Source organism: Streptomyces capoamus (assembly GCF_014654935.1).
Lineage (GTDB): Bacteria > Actinomycetota > Actinomycetes > Streptomycetales > Streptomycetaceae > Streptomyces > Streptomyces capoamus.
Genome location: NZ_BNBF01000010.1, coordinates 241001 through 257512, shown reverse-complemented (window position 1 = coordinate 257512; position 16512 = coordinate 241001). Strand labels below are relative to the sequence as shown.

The following is a 16512-nucleotide window of genomic DNA, read 5'->3' as shown; positions in this document are numbered from 1 at the left end:
CTGCAGCCAGCCGTTCTTCACGTGCACGGCGACGGACGACGGCGCCCCCGCCGGAGTGCCCCAGCGCTGGTCCGCGACGACCTGGCCCATCAGCTTGCGGATGTAGGTACGGGAGTTGTCGCTCAGCACGCTGTTCTTGGCGGTGACCAGCTTGAGCAGCTTCTGCTCGTCGTTGACGTTCTCCTGGGTCAGGCCCCAGTAACCGTCCGTCCCCGGCACGGTCTTGGTCATCCCGGCGGCCGACAGGAAGCCCTTGATCTTCGTCATGCCCAGCTGCTTCCAGAGCTTGCTGGTCGCGGTGTTGTCGGACTGGGTGATCATGGCCTTGGCGAGCGACTGCTCGGTGCTCGTCAGGTACCGGTTGTGCTTCTTCGCGTCCCACAGCAGCGTGGCGAGCACGGTGACCTTCACGGTGCTGGCCGAGTCGTAGGCGCTGGTGGCCCGGAGGGTGCAGGTGGTCTTGGTGCCGCGGTCGTACAGGCCGACGGCGACGGTGCCCTTGCGGTTCGCGAGGGCGGCCGTGATGTCCTTCTTCAGCTTGTCGGCCAGGCCCGCCTTGGCGGACGTGCAGGTCACGGCGGGCGTGACCGCGGCGGCCGGGCTGGCGGCGGTCACGGCCGGTATGAGCAGCGCGGCACTGACACCGGCCGCGAGCACACCGGCCCGGCCGGAGGTCCGGTAAGTCATGGAAAGTCCCCTTGGGAGTCGTACGGGCGTCCCCCTGAACGCCGTTGAGCGCACCCGTGCGCTGCATGTGTGACTCGCCATGAGGGGCGATAGTTGTACACCCGTTCGGGGAACGGGAGTTCCTTACCCGGCTCTCACCGAGCAGCCCGCCGCCGGCCCCGGGCCGGCAGCCCCGATTACGTCACTCGGACCGGTGTGTCGGCGCGAACATCCGCAGTACCGCCGGCAGGAGCACCACCGACGGGCCCGGGGTCGCCAGGGCCTTCGCCAGGTCCTGCTCCAGGGTTTCCGGGGTCGTGCGGACGCCCGGGACGCCGAAGGACTCCGCGAGGGCCACGAAGTCCGGGCGGTGGAGTTCCGTTGCCGTCGGCCGGCCGAAGGCGTCCGTCATGTACTCGCGCAGGATGCCGTAGCCGCCGTCGTCGACGATCAGCCAGGTGACGTTCAGGTCGTACTGCTTCGCCGTCGCCAGCTCGGCGATCGAGTACAGCGCGCCGCCGTCGCCGGACACCGCCAGCACCGGACGGGTCGGGTCCGCCGCCGCCGCTCCCAGGGCGGCCGGGAAGCCGTAGCCGAGGCCGCCCGCGCCCTGGGCCGAGTGCATGGTGTTGGGGCCCTGCGCGTCGAAGGCCGACCAGGCCCAGTAGGCGAGGATCGTCATGTCCCAGAAGGACGGGGAGTCGGCGGGCAGGGCGCGGCGCACCGAAGCCAGCACGTCCTGCTCCAGGGCCAGTTCCTGGGCGGCGATGCGCTCGGACACGCGGGCCAGGAGCTCGCGCACCCGCTCGGGCGCGGAGTCGTCCGTGCGCGGTGACACCGTCTCCAGCAGCGCCTGGAGGGCCAGGCGGGCGTCCGCGTGGATGCCGAGGGCCGGGTGGTTGGACTCCAGTTTGCCGAGGTCCGCCTCGATCTGGATGACGCGGCCCCGGGGCCGGAACGTGTGGTAGTTGGAGGAGAGTTCGCCGAGGCCCGAGCCGACCACCAGCAGGACGTCCGCGTCCTCCAGGAAGTCCGTCGTGTGCCGGTCCTCCAGCCAGGACTGCAGGGACAGCGGATGGTTCCAGGGGAACGCGCCCTTGCCGCCGAAGGTCGTCACGACCGGCGCCCGGAGCGTCTCGGCCAGCTGCAGCAGCTTGCCGGAGGCGTCGGCGCGGACCACCCCGCCGCCGGCGACGATCGCCGGGCGGGCGGCGCGGGACAGCAGGTCGGCCGCCACCGCCGTCAGTTCCGGGCGCGGGGCCAGGTCGTCGGGGGTCGCGTCCATCGCCGTCACCACGGGCAGCGAGGTCTCGGCCAGCAGGACGTCCTGCGGGATCTCCACCCACACCGGGCCGTGCGGGGCCGTCAGGGCCGACTTCCAGGCCGCCGCGATCGCGGAGGGGATCTGGGAGGGGGTGCGGACCGTGTGGACCGACTTCACCACGCCCCGGAACGAGGCCGCCTGGTCCGGGAGTTCGTGGAGGTAGCCGTGCCGGCCGCCGCCCAGGCCGGCCGTCGGGACCTGGCTGCTGATCGCCAGGACGGGGGCGGAGGCGGCCGCCGCCTCCTGGAGCGCGGCCAGGGACGTGAGCGCGCCGGGGCCCGTGGAGAGCAGCAGCGGGGCCGCCTCGCCGGTGATCCTGCCGTAGGCGTCGGCCGCGAAGCCCGCGTTGTTCTCCACGCGCAGGCCCACGTAGCGCAGCGTCGAGCGGCGCAGGGCGTCGAACATGCCGAGGGCGTGCTGGCCGGGCAGACCGAACACCGTGGTCGCGCCCAGCCCGGCCAGCGTCTCCACGACCAGGTCTCCGCCGTTGCGCCCCGGGGGAGGGTTCAGGGCGGCGGTGATCTGCGCCGTCGTCGGGCGGAGTACCAGGTCGTGGTCGTGGGTCACTTCGCTTCCGCGTCCTTCCGGGCGGCCGCGATCTGGCGGCTCATGATGGTGGTCAGTTCGTACGCCGTGTGGGAGGCCGCGACCGAGGTGATCTCCGCGTGGTCGTAGGCCGGGGCGACCTCGACGACGTCCGCCGAGACCAGGTTGCAGCCGGCCAGCCCGCGCAGGATCTCCAGCAGCTCGCGGGAGGTCATGCCGCCCGCCTCGGGGGTGCCGGTGCCGGGCGCGTGGGCCGGGTCGAGGCAGTCGATGTCGATGGAGATGTACAGCGGGCGGTCCCCGATGCGCTGGCGGAGCTGGTCGGCGACCTCGTCGGCGCCCCGGCGGTAGATGTCCGCCGAGGTGACGATGCCGAAGCCCATCTTCTCGTCGTCGGTGAGGTCCTGCTTGCCGTAGAGCGGGCCGCGGGTGCCCACGTGGGAGAGCGCCTCGGTGTCGAGGATGCCCTCCTCCACCGCGCGGCGGAACGGGGTGCCGTGGGTGTACTCGGCGCCGAAGTAGGTGTCCCAGGTGTCCAGGTGGGCGTCGAAGTGGAGCAGGGCGACCGGGCCGTGCTTCTTCGCCACCGAGCGCAGCAGCGGCAGGGCGATGGTGTGGTCGCCGCCCAGGGTCATCAGGCGGGCGCCGGTGCCGAGCAGCTCGTCGGCCGCGGCCTCGACGGTCTCGACGGCCTCGTTGATGTTGAACGGGTTCACGGCGATGTCGCCGCCGTCCGCGACCTGCGCGAGGGCGAACGGGGAGGCGTCCTGCGCCGGGTTGTACGGGCGCAGCAGCCGGGACGCCTCGCGGATGGCGTTGCCGCCGAAGCGGGCGCCCGGCCGGTACGAGACACCGGAGTCGAACGGCACGCCCACCACGGCGACGTCGGCGGTGCCGACCTCGTCCAGGCGGGGCAGCCGGGCGAAGGTCGCCGGTCCGGCGTACCGCGGGATGCGGGAGGAGTCGACGGGGCCGCGGGGTGTCTCGTTGCTGCTCATGGTGAAATGCCTTCTTTCCAGCGCTTCATCGCGCTTGTACTGCTTTCCCTATGACTCTACTGGGGAGCCGGGACCGGTTCGGACACGAGTTCGGGGGTTCGGCCGGCGAGACGCCCCTGCCAGGTGGCGAGAATCGCCTCGTCGGTGGGCCTGGTCACCAGGGAGACGGCGACGTAGGCCACGAGGGAGGCCGCCAGGCCGTAGTAGACGGGTTCGTTGGCGAGGATGCCGTAGCCGGCCATCAGGCCGATGACGGCGAGGCCGCCGACGGCGACGGCGGCCAGAGCGCCGTGGACCGTGCCGCGCTTCCACAGCAGGCCGCCGAGGATGGGCACGAGCAGGCCGCCGACCAAGAGGTTGTAGGCGACGGTGAGCGCCTCGACGACGTTGTTCAGCGCGATCGCGGTGCCGATCACGGCGAGGCCCATCAGCAGGATGAAGACGCGGTTGCCCTTGACCTCGTCGTGCTCCTCGCCGCCGCGGCGGGCCGCGCCGCGCAGGCGGGACCAGATGTCGTTGTTAGCGACGGTGGCGCAGGCGATCAGGGCGCCGGAGGAGGTCGACATCACGGCGGCGAGGGCGGCGGCCAGGACCAGGCCGCGCACGCCGACGGGCAGTTCGTCCTTGACGATGGTGGCGAAGGCGTCGTCGGGGCTGCCCAGCTTCGGGTAGAGCACCTTGGCGGCGGTGCCGATCACCGCGCCGGCCAGGGCGTAGGCCAGGCAGTAGGTTCCGGCCACCGTGCCGCCCCACCTGGCGGTGGTGTCGTCGCGGGCGGTGAACACGCGCTGCCAGATGTCCTGGCCGATCAGCATGCCGAACGTGTAGATCAGGACGTAGGTGAAGATCGTCTCGCCGCCGATGCCCAGCGGGTCGAAGTACGAGGTCGGCAGCTCGGCCTTCATCGCACCGAAGCCGCCCGCCTTGACGACCGCGATCGGCAGCAGGAGCAGGAGCACGCCGATCGTCTTGACCACGAACTGGACCATGTCGGTCAGCGTGATGGACCACATGCCGCCGAGGGTGGAGTACGCGACGACGATCGAACCGCCGAGAATGATCGCGACCGTGCGGTTCAGGTCGAACAGGACGTCGAAGATGGTGGCGTAGGCGATGGTCGAGGTGACGGCCAGCATCAGGGTGTACGCCCACATGACCACGCCGGAGATCACGCCGGCCCGTCCGCCGTAGCGCAGGTCGAGCATCTCGGAGACCGTGTAGACCTTCAGGCGGGCGATGCGCGCGGAGAAGAAGACCGACAGGGCGAGCAGGCCGAGGCCGATGGTGAAGACCATCCAGGCGCCGGAGAGGCCGTACTGGTAGCCGAGGCCCACCCCGCCGATGGTGGAGGCGCCGCCGAGGACGATCGCCGCCATGGTGCCGGAGTACATGACGGGCCCGAGGCGCCGGCCGGCCACCAGGAACTCGCTCTTGGACCTGGCGCGGCGCATGCCCCACCAGCCCATGGCCAGCATGCCGGCGAGATAGACGACGATCACTGTGTAGTCGACGGCCATGGGGCGGCCCTCCTTAATGCTGTCCGGTGGCGTGTCGTGCAGATGCTTCGGGGTGTGCCGGCAGCGGTTCGCGGGGACATCCGCCCGTACCCGCGGCTGCCGTGCCCCCCTGACATTAGGTGGCCGGAAAGCGACTGCGAAGTGTACGTTTCATCCATCCGAACGGGACGGGATGGAGGGAACGCACACCATGCCGGAACCGGTCGCCCCAGCGGTCCCACCGACCCCACCCGTACCGCTCCAGGCGCTGCTGGCCCGGGAGGACCTCGGGCTGCGGCAGATCGCCGGGCCGGCGGATCCGGGGATCGTGATCCACTGGGCGCACACCTCGGAGATGGCCGACCCGTACCCGTACCTGCTCGGCGGTGAGCTGCTGCTGACCGCCGGCGTGCACGTCCCGGAGGGGGCCGGCTCGGGCGGGTACTTCGACGACTACGTCTCCCGGATCGTGGCGGCGGGCGGGGCGGCCCTCGGGTTCGGACTGGCCCCGGTGCACGACACGGTCCCGCCCGCCCTGGCCGCCGCGTGCGAGCGGCACGGTCTGCCGCTGCTGGAGGTCCCGCCGCAGACCACGTTCTCCGGTGTGGCCCGCGCGGTGTGGCAGCTGATGGCGCAGGCCCGGCTGGCGGAGCTGCGCCGGGTCACCGAGGCCCAGCAGAGCCTCGCGGCGGCTGCGTCGCGGCCGGATCCGGTGCCCTCGGTACTGCGCCGGCTGGCCCGGCACCTGGGCGGCACCGCGGTGCTGTACGGGCCCGACGGCACGGAGGTCGCGGGGGCGGGCCGGGAGGTCCCGGACGGTGTACCGGCGGCGCTGGCGGAACTGGCCGGGGTGGTCCGCCCGGCGACGGACCCCGACCGCCCGCCCCCGGCCTCCGCCGGAACCGGCTCCCGCCCGCACCCCGATCCGGCCCCCGGCCCGACGCCCCCGCCGGCGGGCTCCCCGCCCCGCCCGCACCCCGCCGCGGACCCGGCCGGCGCGTCACCCCGGTCCGGCCGAGCACCGGCCCCGCACCCCACCGCGGGCCCGGCCGGCGCGTCCCTCCCGCACGGATCCGGGCCGGGCCCCCGCCCGGACGCCGTCCCGCCGTCCGGACCGACGCCCTCCCCCGCGGGCCCCCGAACCCGCCCGCACCCCGGTTCCACCGTGCCGGCCGCTCCCGCGCCGCCGGCCGCCGGGGCCGCCGCCCGCCCGCACCCCGCGTCCGCCACCGACACCTGCGGTGCGACCCATCTCGCCGTCTATGCGCTCGGGGCCGGTGCCGGGTTCGTGCTGGGGGTGGCCGCCCCGCGGCGCGACCCGGGGGACCACACCATCGCCTCCGTCGCCGCCGTACTGCTGTCGCTGCTGACCGGCGAGCACCGGAGCGGGGCGGGGGCGGCCCGGTCCTCCGCGCTGGTGCGGCTGCTGCTGGGCGCCCCGCCCGAGCAGGTGGCCCCGCTGCTCGGCACCGGGCGGTGGCTCGTCGTGCACGCCCGGCCCGAGGCACAGGCCCCGGACGCGGTCGCCGCCTCCGCGCTCGGCGCCGCCCTGGGCTCCCCGCTGGTCGACCTCGCCGGTGACGTCGTACGGGTGCTGGTGCCGGCGGACCGGGAACCGCCGCCGCAGTCCGGGTGGACGCTCGGGGTGAGCGCCCCGGCCGGGCCGCCGGAGTGGCCGGCCGCCGACACCCAGGCCGCCCGTGCCCTCGCCCGGGCCCGCGCGACCCGGTCCCCGCTGGCCCGGCACGCCGCCCGGCCGGCGCTGGAGGACCTGGTGCCGCGGACGGACGCCGACACGCACGCCCGTGCGCTGCTCGCCCCCCTGGCGGGGCAGGCCGCGCTCGCCGAGACCCTGCGCACCTGGCTCTCCCTGCACGGCAGTTGGGACCGTTCGGCGGTGGCGCTGGGCGTGCACCGCAACACCGTGCGGCAGCGGATCGCCCGCTGCGCCGCCCTGTTGGCCGTCGACCTGGACGACCCGGACGTCCGCATGGAGTTGTGGTTCGCGCTGCGGCGGACCTGAGGACGGGGTGCGGACCCGAGTGACCCCCGTCCCAGCGGGCGGTATGCCGAGGACGCGGGCCGCGGGCTGCCCCACAATGGAGGCATGCCGATACCCGGGACACCCAGCCGCGCCCAGCTCGTCGACCACCTGGTGCGCACCCGTATCGCGGGGGACGTCGCCACGCCCCGCGAGAACAACCTCTCCCACTACCGCCAGCTCGCCAACGGTGTCCGCGGCTACTGGTTCGGCCTGGAGCTGGGCGACCGCTGGACCGACGAGCAGGACGTCCTCGCGGTGATGGCCGAGCGGGTGGGTGTCAACGACGACCCCGAGTACCGGTACGGGCAGGACACCATCGACCCCGAGCTGACCGTGGACGCGCTGGACCGGCTGGCGGCGCGGCTGCGCAAGGCGGCCGCGGGACGGCAGCGGGTGCTGTTCGCGACCGGCCACCCGGGCGGCCTGCTGGACGTGCACCGGGCCACGGCGGCCGCGCTGCGCGCCGCCGGCTGCGAGATCGTGGTCATCCCGGACGGGCTGCAGACGGAGGAGGGGTACGTCATGCAGTTCGCGGACGTGGCCGTGCTGGAGCACGGGGCCTCGCTGTGGCACACCCACTCGGGCGAGCCGATGCGGGCCGTGCTGACGGGGCTCGAACGGGAGGGGCGGCCGCTGCCGGACCTGGTGGTCGCCGACCACGGCTGGGCCGGGTACGCCGGCCAGCACGGGGTCGACTCCGTCGGGTACGCCGACTGCAACGACCCGGCGCTGTTCCTCGCCGAGGCCGAGGGCACGGTCCAGGTCGTCGTGCCGCTGGACGACCATGTCGTCAGCCCGCGCCACTACGACCCCATGACGGCGTACCTGCTCGCGGAAGCGGGACTGGACTGACGGGCAGCCGGCCGGACGGGCAACCGGCCCGACCGGCCACCGATCTGACGGTGTGACAGGCGTGACGTGCGGTCCCGTCGCCGGGGCCGCACGCCGTGGTCAGTGCGTGGCAGGATCAGTGACCGCCGCCGCCGTGTCCACCTCCTCCGCCGCCGTGGTCGCCGCCACCGCCGCCGTGGTCTCCACCGCCGCCGTGGTCGCCGCCGTAGCCGCCGTAGTCGCCGCCGTGGTCGCCGTAGCCGTAGTCGTCGTCATCGTCGCCCCACGAACTGTGGTCGCCGTGACGTCCGTTGTCGTCGTCTCCCCAACTGCTGCTGTAGGAACCGTGGTCGCTGTGCTCCGAGGCAGAGGCGGCCCCGGCCGTGCCGATCGCGGCTCCGCCGGCCAGCAGAAGGCCGGAGGCTGACAACGCGACAAGGCGCCTCGTGCGCTGTGATCGCATGGGAATACCTTCCATCTCCATCGTCTCTCGCGGCTCCCTGCGGAAGGCGCGAGGTGGATGGCCACGCCGCTGCGAAATGCGAAGATGCGGCGCGGTCAGATGTCACCGCTGTGCAGAGATACGAAACGGCGTCGAGAACCCCCGTTGCCGGGCACACCGGCCACGCCGGGCAGGCCGTTCGTTGCGGCTTTCACTAAACGAGCCTACTGCCGCGCGGGCCCCACGTCATCCGGAAGCGGCACCACCCGGTCGTACCTTCCCGGGTGCGCGCCCGCCGTCCCTGCCGGAGAGTCGTGGCAGGTCCCCCGACGACAAGGAGACATCCCATGCTCAGGCGCATATCCCTCGTTCTCGCCGGTCTGCTCGCGGCCGGGTTCGCGGCCGCCGCTCCGGCCTCCGCCCACGCCGCCGGCCACGACGACGACGGCGGCGGCGTGTCCGTCTGCTGGCAGTCCGGCGGCGCCGCCTCGGCCGGTGACACACACGCCGTCTGGGGCGACGCGGGCTGCGCCCACGTCGGCTGATCCCCGCATGCCGAGAGGCGGGCGAGGCCCCCGACAAGGGGTTCTCGCCCGCCTCTCGGCACGTGCGGGCCGGGGCGCGGCGGTCACCGCGGGACGCGGACCACGCCCTCCTGGATGACCGAGATGGCGAGCCGTCCGTCCTGGGTGTAGATCCGGGCCTGGCCGAGGCCGCGGCCGCCGTGCGCGGACGGCGACTCCTGGTCGTACAGCAGCCATTCGTCGGCGCGGAAGGGCCGGTGGAACCACATCGCGTGGTCCAGGGACGCCCCGACGACGTCCCCGACGGCCCAGCCGCCGCGCCCGTGCGCGAGCAGCACGGAATCGAGCAGGGTCATGTCGGAGACGTAGGTGGCGAGTACGACGTGCAGCAGGGGCTCGTCGACGGCGCCGCCGAGTTTTCCGTTGGTGCGGAACCACACCTGGGAGTGCGGCTCGCGCGGCTCGCCGTACCGCCCGTACGGCGGCTCGTCCACGTACCTCAGGTCGATGGCCTCGCGGGCCTCCAGGAACCGCTCCACCACCTCGGGCGCGAGGTGGGCGTAGCCGCGCAGCCGCTCCTGCGAGGTGGGCAGGGTCGCCGGGTCGGGCGCGGCGGGCATGCGCGCCTGGTGTTCCAGCCCCTCCTCGTACGTCTGGAAGGACGCCGAGAGGTGGAAGACCGGCTTCCCGTGCTGGACGGCGACCACCCGCCGGGTGGTGAAGGACCGGCCGTCCCGGATGCGGTCCACGGTGTAGACGATCGGCGCGCCCGGGTCGCCGGGGCGCAGGAAGTACGCGTGCAGGGAGTGGGCGGGCCGGTCCGCGGGGACGGTCCGCCCGGCGGCGACCAGCGCCTGCGCCGCGACCTGCCCGCCGAAGACGCGCGGGACGACGGCGAAGCGGGACTGGCCGCGGAAGATGTCCTCCTCGATCTGCTCGAGGTCGAGCAGATCGAGGAGGTCCTGGAGTGCCTGGCTCATGGCGTCAGTTGTACCGGCCAGTGATCACGTGTCGCTGTCGCGGGCCTTACAGGCCCATGTCCTTGGCGATGATCGTCTTCATGATCTCGCTGGTGCCGCCGTAGATGCGGTTGACGCGGTTGTCCGCGTACAGGCGGGCGATCGGGTACTCGTTCATGTAGCCGTAGCCGCCGTGCAGCTGGAGGCAGCGGTCGATGACACGGTGCGCGACCTCGGTGCAGAACAGCTTCGCGGAGGCGGCCTCGGCCGGGGTCAGCTCGCCGGCGTCAAGGGCCTCCGTCGCGCGGTCGGCGACGGCCTCGGCGGCGTCCACCTCGGCCTGGCAGGCGGCCAGCTCGAACTTGGTGTTCTGGAAGTGGGCGACCGGCTTGCCGAAGACGGTGCGCTCCTGCACGTACTGCTTGGCGAACCGGACGGCGGCCTTGGCCTGCGCGTAGGCGCCGAAGGCGATGCCCCAGCGCTCGGAGGCCAGGTTGTGGCCGAGGTAGGAGAAGCCCTTGTTCTCCTCGCCGAGCAGGTCCTCGACGGGCACCTTGACGTCGACGAAGGCCAGCTCGGCGGTGTCGGAGGTGCGCAGGCCCAGCTTGTCGAGCTTGCGGCCGATGGAGTAGCCCTCGGACTTGGTGTCCACGGCGAACAGGGAGATGCCGTGGCGGCGGTCCTCGGCGGTCGGCGCGGCCGTGCGGGCGCAGACGATCACCTTGTCGGCGTGCACGCCGCCGGTGATGAAGGTCTTGGCGCCGTTGAGGACGTAGTGCGTGCCGTCCTCGCTCAGCTTGGCGGTGGTCTTCATGCCCGCGAGGTCGGAACCGGTGCCCGGCTCCGTCATCGCGATGGCCCACATCTCCTCGCCGGTGACGAACTTCGGCAGGTACCGCTTCTTCTGCTCGTCGGTGGCCAGCATCTTGATGTAGGGCAGGGCGAGCAGCACGTGCACGCCGGAGCCGCCGAACTGGATGCCCGCGCGGGCGGTCTCCTCGTAGATGACCGCTTCGAACTTGTGGGTGTCCAGGCCCGCGCCGCCGAACTCCTCGGGCACGCTGATGCCGAAGACGCCCAGCTCGCCGAGCTTGTAGTAGAAGTCGCGCGGCGCCTGGCCGGCGGCGAACCACTCGTCGTACACCGGGACGACCTCGGCCTCGATGAAGGCGCGAAGGGTCTCCCGGAACGCCTCGTGATCCTCGTTGAACACCGTACGGCGCACGCCGTCACCTCCACGTACCTGACATCGGCATGTCTAAGCGCTTGCTCACCCAACCGTACCGGCGAGTACGGAACCGCGTCCAGGGGGGTCGTGCCGTAACGCTCGTCACGCCCACGGATCCTCGGGACGCAGCCGGATCCCGGCGTCCCAGAGGAGGTCCTGGCGGTACTCGGCCGCCCCCTGGCGGTACCAGACGCGGTAGCCCGAGAGGTCGTCGTCCACCGGGCCGGTCACCCGGACGCGGGCCAGGACGTAGGCCTCCGCGCTCGCGTGCGGCGGCACCGGGACGGGGCGCTCGGCGCCGACCCGCGCGAGGCCGTCCCGGCGGAGCTGCGCGTCGTCGGAGATGACGAGGCCGTAGCCGCCCATCTCCCGCAGGGTCACGACGCCGTAGCGCAGCACCTCCACGCCCCGCGGCACATGGAGCCAGCGCGTCCGCAGCAGCGTGAGCGGCTCCCCGCTGTCGTTGGTCTGAAGGGGCAGGCTCACCCAGTACTCGTGTCCCACGCGCGCGTGCTCGAAGCCGATCCGGTTGCCCGTCCCGGCCAGGGCGCGGCCCTCGGCGTAGTCCCGCGCGCGGTCGCCCCCGGCCGCCGCGGTCAGCGCCCCCGCCACCGCGAGCGCGGCAACCGCTCGCAGCACCCTCGCGCCCGTCGCCCTTCCGGCCGTGCTGATCGTCACGGCTCCCCCCTTCATCGCGTGCAGGAGCGCATCAGATCACGTTGCTGACCTGCGTGAACAGCCCGGGCGGCCTACTCCTCGCCCGCCGCCCCGAACGCGCCGCGCGCCATCCGGTGCAGCAGGGCCGCCGTCGTCTGACGACCCGGCAGGGTGCCGGCGCGGCCCAGGTGCGGGGTCGAGTTGAGCAGGCCGAAGACCGAGTGGACGGCGGACCGGGCGGCCGGCTCGGTCAGGCCCGGATACACCGCGCGGACCACCTCCACCCACAGCTCGACGTACTGCCGCTGGAGCTGGCGCACCAGCTTGCGGTCGCTGTCGCGCAGGCGGTCCAGCTCGCGGTCGTGCAGGGTGATGAGCGGGCGGTCGTCCAGGGCGAAGTCGATGTGGCCCTCGATCAGGGAGTCGAGGACGCGGGCCGCCGGCACACCGTCGGCCTCGGCCAGCCGCCGCCTGGCGCCGGTCAGCAGCTGCCCGCTGATGCCGACCAGCAGCTCGGCGAGCATCGCGTCCTTGCCCGGGAAGTGCCGGTACAGACCGGGGCCGCTGATGCCGACCGCGGCCCCTATCTCGTCGACACCGACGCCGTGGAAGCCGCGCTCGGCGAAGAGCCGGGCGGCCTCCTTGAGGATCTGCTCGCGACGGGTCGTGGCGTCGGTTCTGGTGGCCATGCGGTCAATTCTAGACAGCGGGGTTAGCGGTCGTTAACCTGAAGGAAATGGTTAACGCTCATTAACAGCGGACCAGAGGTTCGATCACCGGGTGAGGGGACCGCAGGATGCAGGAGGCACCGGAACTCCACAGCGCGGCAGATCCCGCGTCGGAGGCCTGGCGGGCCAACGAACAGGCGCATCTCGTCCTCGTGGAGGAGCTGCGCGCCAAGCTGGCCGCGGCGGCCCTCGGCGGCGGCGAGAAGGCACGGGCGCGGCACACCGCGCGGGGCAAGCTGCTGCCGAGGGACAGGGTGGACACGCTGCTCGACCCGGGCTCGCCCTTCCTGGAGCTGGCCCCGCTCGCGGCCGACGGGATGTACGAGGGACAGGCCCCGGCCGCCGGGGTGATCGCCGGGATCGGCCGGGTCAGCGGGCGCGAGTGCGTGATCGTGGCGAACGACGCCACCGTCAAGGGCGGCACGTACTACCCGATGACCGTGAAGAAGCACCTGCGTGCGCAGGAGGTGGCCCTGGAGAACCGGCTGCCGTGCGTCTACCTGGTCGACTCCGGCGGCGCCTTCCTGCCGATGCAGGACGAGGTCTTCCCGGACCGGGACCACTTCGGCCGGATCTTCTACAACCAGGCCCGGATGTCCGGCGCCGGCATCCCGCAGATCGCGGCCGTCCTCGGCTCCTGCACGGCCGGCGGGGCGTACGTCCCGGCGATGAGCGACGAGGCCGTGATCGTGCGCAACCAGGGCACGATCTTCCTCGGCGGACCGCCCCTGGTGAAGGCGGCCACCGGCGAGGTCGTCACCGCGGAGGAGCTGGGCGGCGGCGAGGTGCACTCCCGGGTCTCCGGGGTCACCGACCACCTCGCGGAGGACGACGCGCACGCCCTGCGGATCGTCCGCAACATCGTGGCCACGCTGCCCGCCCGGCGCTCCCTGCCCTGGGAGGTCCAGCCCGCCGCCGAGCCCAAGGTCGACCCCTACGGGCTGTACGGCGCGGTGCCGGTCGACTCCCGCACCCCCTACGACGTCCGCGAGATCATCGCGCGGGTGGTCGACGGCTCCCGGTTCGCCGAGTTCAAGAGCGAGTTCGGGCAGACCCTGGTCACCGGCTTCGCCCGGATCCACGGCCACCCGGTCGGGATCGTCGCCAACAACGGCATCCTGTTCGCCGAGTCCGCCCAGAAGGGCGCCCACTTCATCGAGCTGTGCGACCAGCGCGGCATCCCGCTGGTGTTCCTGCAGAACATCTCCGGCTTCATGGTCGGCAAGGACTACGAGGCGGGCGGCATCGCCAAGCACGGCGCCAAGATGGTGACCGCGGTGGCCTGCACGCGCGTGCCGAAGCTGACGGTCGTCGTGGGCGGCTCCTACGGCGCGGGCAACTACTCGATGTGCGGCCGGGCCTACTCGCCCCGCTTCCTGTGGATGTGGCCCAACGCCAAGATCTCCGTCATGGGCGGTGAGCAGGCCGCCAGCGTCCTCGCCACCGTCAAGCGCGACCAGCTCCAGGCGCGTGGCGAGGAGTGGCCGGCCGAGGAGGAAGAGGCCTTCAAGGCGCCGGTCCGCGCGCAGTACGAGCGCCAGGGCAACGCCTACTACGCCACCGCCCGCCTGTGGGACGACGGCGTGATCGACCCGCTGGACACCCGGCAGGTCCTCGGCCTGGCCCTGACGGCCTGCGCCAACGCGCCGCTCGCCCAGCGCGACTACACGACGCCCCACTTCGGCGTCTTCCGGATGTGAGGAGGGGAACCGTGTTCGACACAGTGCTGGTCGCCAACCGGGGCGAGATCGCCGTACGCGTCATCCGTACGCTCCGCTCGCTGGGCGTGCGCTCGGTGGCGGTCTTCTCCGACGCCGACGCCGACGCGCGGCACGTCCGGGAGGCCGACACGGCGGTCCGGATCGGCCCGGCGCCCGCCGCCGAGAGCTACCTGTCGGTGGAGCGGCTGCTGGAGGCCGCCGCCCGCGCCGGCGCCCAGGCCGTCCACCCGGGGTACGGCTTCCTCGCCGAGAACGCGGGCTTCGCGCGCGCGTGCGAGGAGGCCGGGCTGGTCTTCATCGGCCCGCCGGCCGACGCGATCGCGCTCATGGGCGACAAGATCCGCGCCAAGGAGACGGTGAAGGCGGCCGGGGTGCCGGTCGTGCCCGGCGGGCGCGACCCCGAACTGGCCGCGGCGGCCCGCGAGCTGGGGGCGCCCGTGCTGCTGAAGCCGTCCGCCGGCGGTGGCGGCAAGGGCATGCGCCTGGTGCGGGACCTGAGCGTGCTGGAGGAGGAGATCGCCGCGGCCCGCCGCGAGGCCCGCGCCTCCTTCGGCGACGACACCCTGCTGGTGGAGCGGTGGGTCGACCGGCCCCGGCACATCGAGATCCAGGTGCTGGCCGACGGCCACGGCAACGTGGTCCACCTCGGCGAGCGCGAGTGCTCCCTGCAGCGGCGCCACCAGAAGATCATCGAGGAGGCGCCCAGCGTCCTGCTCGACGAGGAGACCCGGGCCGCGATGGGCGCGGCGGCCGTGCAGGCGGCCCGCTCGTGCGGGTACCGGGGCGCGGGCACGGTGGAGTTCATCGTCCCGGGCGGCGACCCGTCGTCGTACTACTTCATGGAGATGAACACCCGGCTCCAGGTGGAGCACCCGGTCACCGAACTCGTCACCGGACTCGACCTGGTCGAGTGGCAGCTGCGGGTGGCGGCCGGGGAGCGGCTGGGCTTCGCGCAGCAGGACCTGCGGCTGACGGGCCACGCGGTGGAGGCCCGGATCTGCGCCGAGGACCCCGCGCGCGGGTTCCTCCCGTCCGGCGGCACGGTGCTGCTGCTGGACGAGCCCCGGGGCGACGGCGTCCGCACCGACTCCGGACTGAGCGAGGGCACCGAGGTGGGCAGCCTCTACGACCCGATGCTGTCCAAGGTGATCGCCTACGGCCCCGACCGCGCGACGGCGCTGCGCCGGCTGCGTGCGGCCCTCGCGGAGACGGTCACGCTGGGCGTGCAGACCAACGCGGGCTTCCTGCGCCGGCTGCTGGCCCACCCGGCGGTGGTGGCGGGCGAGCTGGACACCGGGCTGGTGGAGCGGGTGGTGGACGAGCTGGTCCCCGCCGAGGTGCCCGAGGAGGTCTACGAGGCGGCGGCCGCCGTGCGGCTGGCCTCGCTGCAACCCCGCCCGGAGGGCTGGACCGACCCGTTCTCGGTGCCGAGCGGCTGGCGCCTGGGCGGCACCCCGAAGCCGCCGTCCTTCCCGCTGCGGGTGCAGGACCCGGTGACCCACACGCCCCGCGGTGTCCACACGGTCGCCGGGGACCGGGTGACCGTCACCCTCGACGGCGTCCGGCACACCTTCCGCCGCGCCGGCGACTGGCTGGGCCGCGACGGCGACGCCTGGCACGTGCGCGACCACGACCCGGTCGCCGCGTCCCTGAACCGCTCGGCCCACGCGGGCGCCGACTCGCTGACCGCGCCCATGCCCGGCACGGTGACGGTGGTGAAGGTGGCCGTCGGCGACGAGGTCACCGCGGGGCAGAGCCTGCTGGTGGTGGAGGCGATGAAGATGGAGCACGTCATCTCCGCCCCGCACGCCGGCACGGTCGCCGAGCTGGACGTGACGCCGGGCACCGCGGTCGCCATGGACCAGGTGCTGGCCGTCATCGCACCGCACGAGGAGGTGGCGCCGTGACCGCCGAGCCGCTGCCCATGGTCGTACCGGCCCCGGACCTGCCCGCGCGGGTGCGGATCCACGAGGTCGGCGCGCGCGACGGACTGCAGAACGAGAAGACGGCCGTGCCGACAGCGGTGAAGGCGGAGTTCATCCGCCGGCTGGCCGGCGCGGGCCTGACCACGATCGAGGCGACGAGCTTCGTGCACCCCAGGTGGGTGCCCCAGCTCGCCGACGCCGAGGAGCTGTTCCCGCTGGTCCGGGACCTCGGGGCGGACCTGCCGGTGCTGGTGCCCAACCAGCGCGGCCTGGACCGGGCGCTGGCCCTCGGCGCCGGGCGCGTCGCCGTGTTCGCCAGCGCCACCGAGTCCTTCGCCAAGGCCAACCTCAACCGCACGCTGGACGAGTCCCTGGCGGTGTTCGAGCCGGTGGTGCGGCAGGCGAAGGACCGGGGCGTGCACG

The 16512-nt window shown here is 73.2% G+C and carries 15 protein-coding genes; 6 read left to right on the top strand and 9 right to left on the bottom strand.

Annotated features, from left to right (window positions below):
* The 4 genes from IE312_RS18435 to IE312_RS18420 form a co-directional block, all read right to left on the bottom strand.
* Positions 1-687: serine hydrolase (locus IE312_RS18435; protein ID WP_229900036.1), on the bottom strand; the 687-nt coding region annotated here is incomplete at its 3' end.
* A gap of 181 nt (positions 688-868) precedes the next feature.
* On the bottom strand, positions 869-2557 hold the full coding sequence (locus IE312_RS18430; RefSeq protein ID WP_189983118.1) for a thiamine pyrophosphate-binding protein: 1689 nt from the start codon (positions 2555-2557) through the stop codon (positions 869-871).
* Positions 2554-3534, bottom strand: coding sequence for an agmatinase (speB, locus tag IE312_RS18425; protein ID WP_189983115.1), 981 nt, complete (start codon positions 3532-3534; stop codon positions 2554-2556). The genes IE312_RS18430 and speB overlap by 4 nt, the downstream gene beginning before the upstream one ends.
* A 56-nt stretch (positions 3535-3590) precedes the next feature.
* The gene (locus tag IE312_RS18420) at positions 3591-5051 is read right to left on the bottom strand and encodes a sodium:solute symporter family protein (protein ID WP_189983108.1); all 1461 of its coding nucleotides are present in this window, start codon (positions 5049-5051) and stop codon (positions 3591-3593) included.
* 190 nt (positions 5052-5241) lie between these two features.
* Here IE312_RS18420 and IE312_RS18415 point away from each other — a divergent pair, with 190 nt between their 5' ends.
* Positions 5242-7053: a PucR family transcriptional regulator gene (locus IE312_RS18415; protein ID WP_189983107.1), complete on the top strand. Its 1812-nt coding sequence runs from the start codon at positions 5242-5244 to the stop codon at positions 7051-7053.
* An 84-nt stretch (positions 7054-7137) separates the two neighbouring features.
* On the top strand, positions 7138-7926 hold the full coding sequence (locus IE312_RS18410) for a phosphatase (protein ID WP_189983105.1): 789 nt from the start codon (positions 7138-7140) through the stop codon (positions 7924-7926).
* Between the two features lie 115 nt (positions 7927-8041).
* Here IE312_RS18410 and IE312_RS18405 read toward each other — a convergent pair whose 3' ends face one another.
* Positions 8042-8335 (bottom strand): hypothetical protein, encoded by a 294-nt coding sequence (locus IE312_RS18405; protein ID WP_194704706.1) that lies wholly within the window; start codon positions 8333-8335, stop codon positions 8042-8044.
* Positions 8336-8694: 359 nt separating this feature from the next.
* Between IE312_RS18405 and IE312_RS18400 the strand changes: the two genes are divergently transcribed.
* Complete coding sequence (locus IE312_RS18400) at positions 8695-8892, top strand: hypothetical protein (protein WP_189983103.1); 198 nt, start codon at positions 8695-8697, stop codon at positions 8890-8892.
* 83 nt (positions 8893-8975) lie between these two features.
* Here IE312_RS18400 and IE312_RS18395 read toward each other — a convergent pair whose 3' ends face one another.
* The 4 genes from IE312_RS18395 to IE312_RS18380 form a co-directional block, all read right to left on the bottom strand.
* A complete protein-coding gene (locus IE312_RS18395; RefSeq protein ID WP_189983100.1) occupies positions 8976-9851 on the bottom strand; it encodes an acyl-CoA thioesterase in 876 nt (291 codons plus the stop codon).
* Positions 9852-9897: 46 nt separating this feature from the next.
* Positions 9898-11055, bottom strand: coding sequence for an acyl-CoA dehydrogenase family protein (locus tag IE312_RS18390; protein ID WP_189983098.1), 1158 nt, complete (start codon positions 11053-11055; stop codon positions 9898-9900).
* 105 nt (positions 11056-11160) lie between these two features.
* Positions 11161-11736 carry a hypothetical protein gene (locus IE312_RS18385; protein WP_189983096.1) on the bottom strand — a complete coding sequence of 192 codons (576 nt, stop codon included), beginning with the start codon at positions 11734-11736 and terminating at the stop codon, positions 11161-11163.
* Positions 11737-11807: 71 nt separating this feature from the next.
* Positions 11808-12404 (bottom strand): SACE_7040 family transcriptional regulator, encoded by a 597-nt coding sequence (locus IE312_RS18380; RefSeq protein WP_189983094.1) that lies wholly within the window; start codon positions 12402-12404, stop codon positions 11808-11810.
* 107 nt (positions 12405-12511) lie between these two features.
* Between IE312_RS18380 and IE312_RS18375 the strand changes: the two genes are divergently transcribed.
* The 3 genes from IE312_RS18375 to IE312_RS40730 all read left to right on the top strand — a co-directional run.
* Entirely contained in the window at positions 12512-14143 is a 1632-nt protein-coding gene (locus IE312_RS18375) for a carboxyl transferase domain-containing protein (RefSeq protein ID WP_189983092.1), read from the top strand.
* Between the two features lie 11 nt (positions 14144-14154).
* Positions 14155-16071: an ATP-binding protein gene (locus IE312_RS18370; RefSeq protein WP_189983090.1), complete on the top strand. Its 1917-nt coding sequence runs from the start codon at positions 14155-14157 to the stop codon at positions 16069-16071.
* Between the two features lie 17 nt (positions 16072-16088).
* Positions 16089-16512, top strand: a 424-nt coding sequence (locus IE312_RS40730) for a hydroxymethylglutaryl-CoA lyase-like TIM-barrel protein (RefSeq protein WP_502266977.1), incomplete at its 3' end; no start/stop codon positions are given.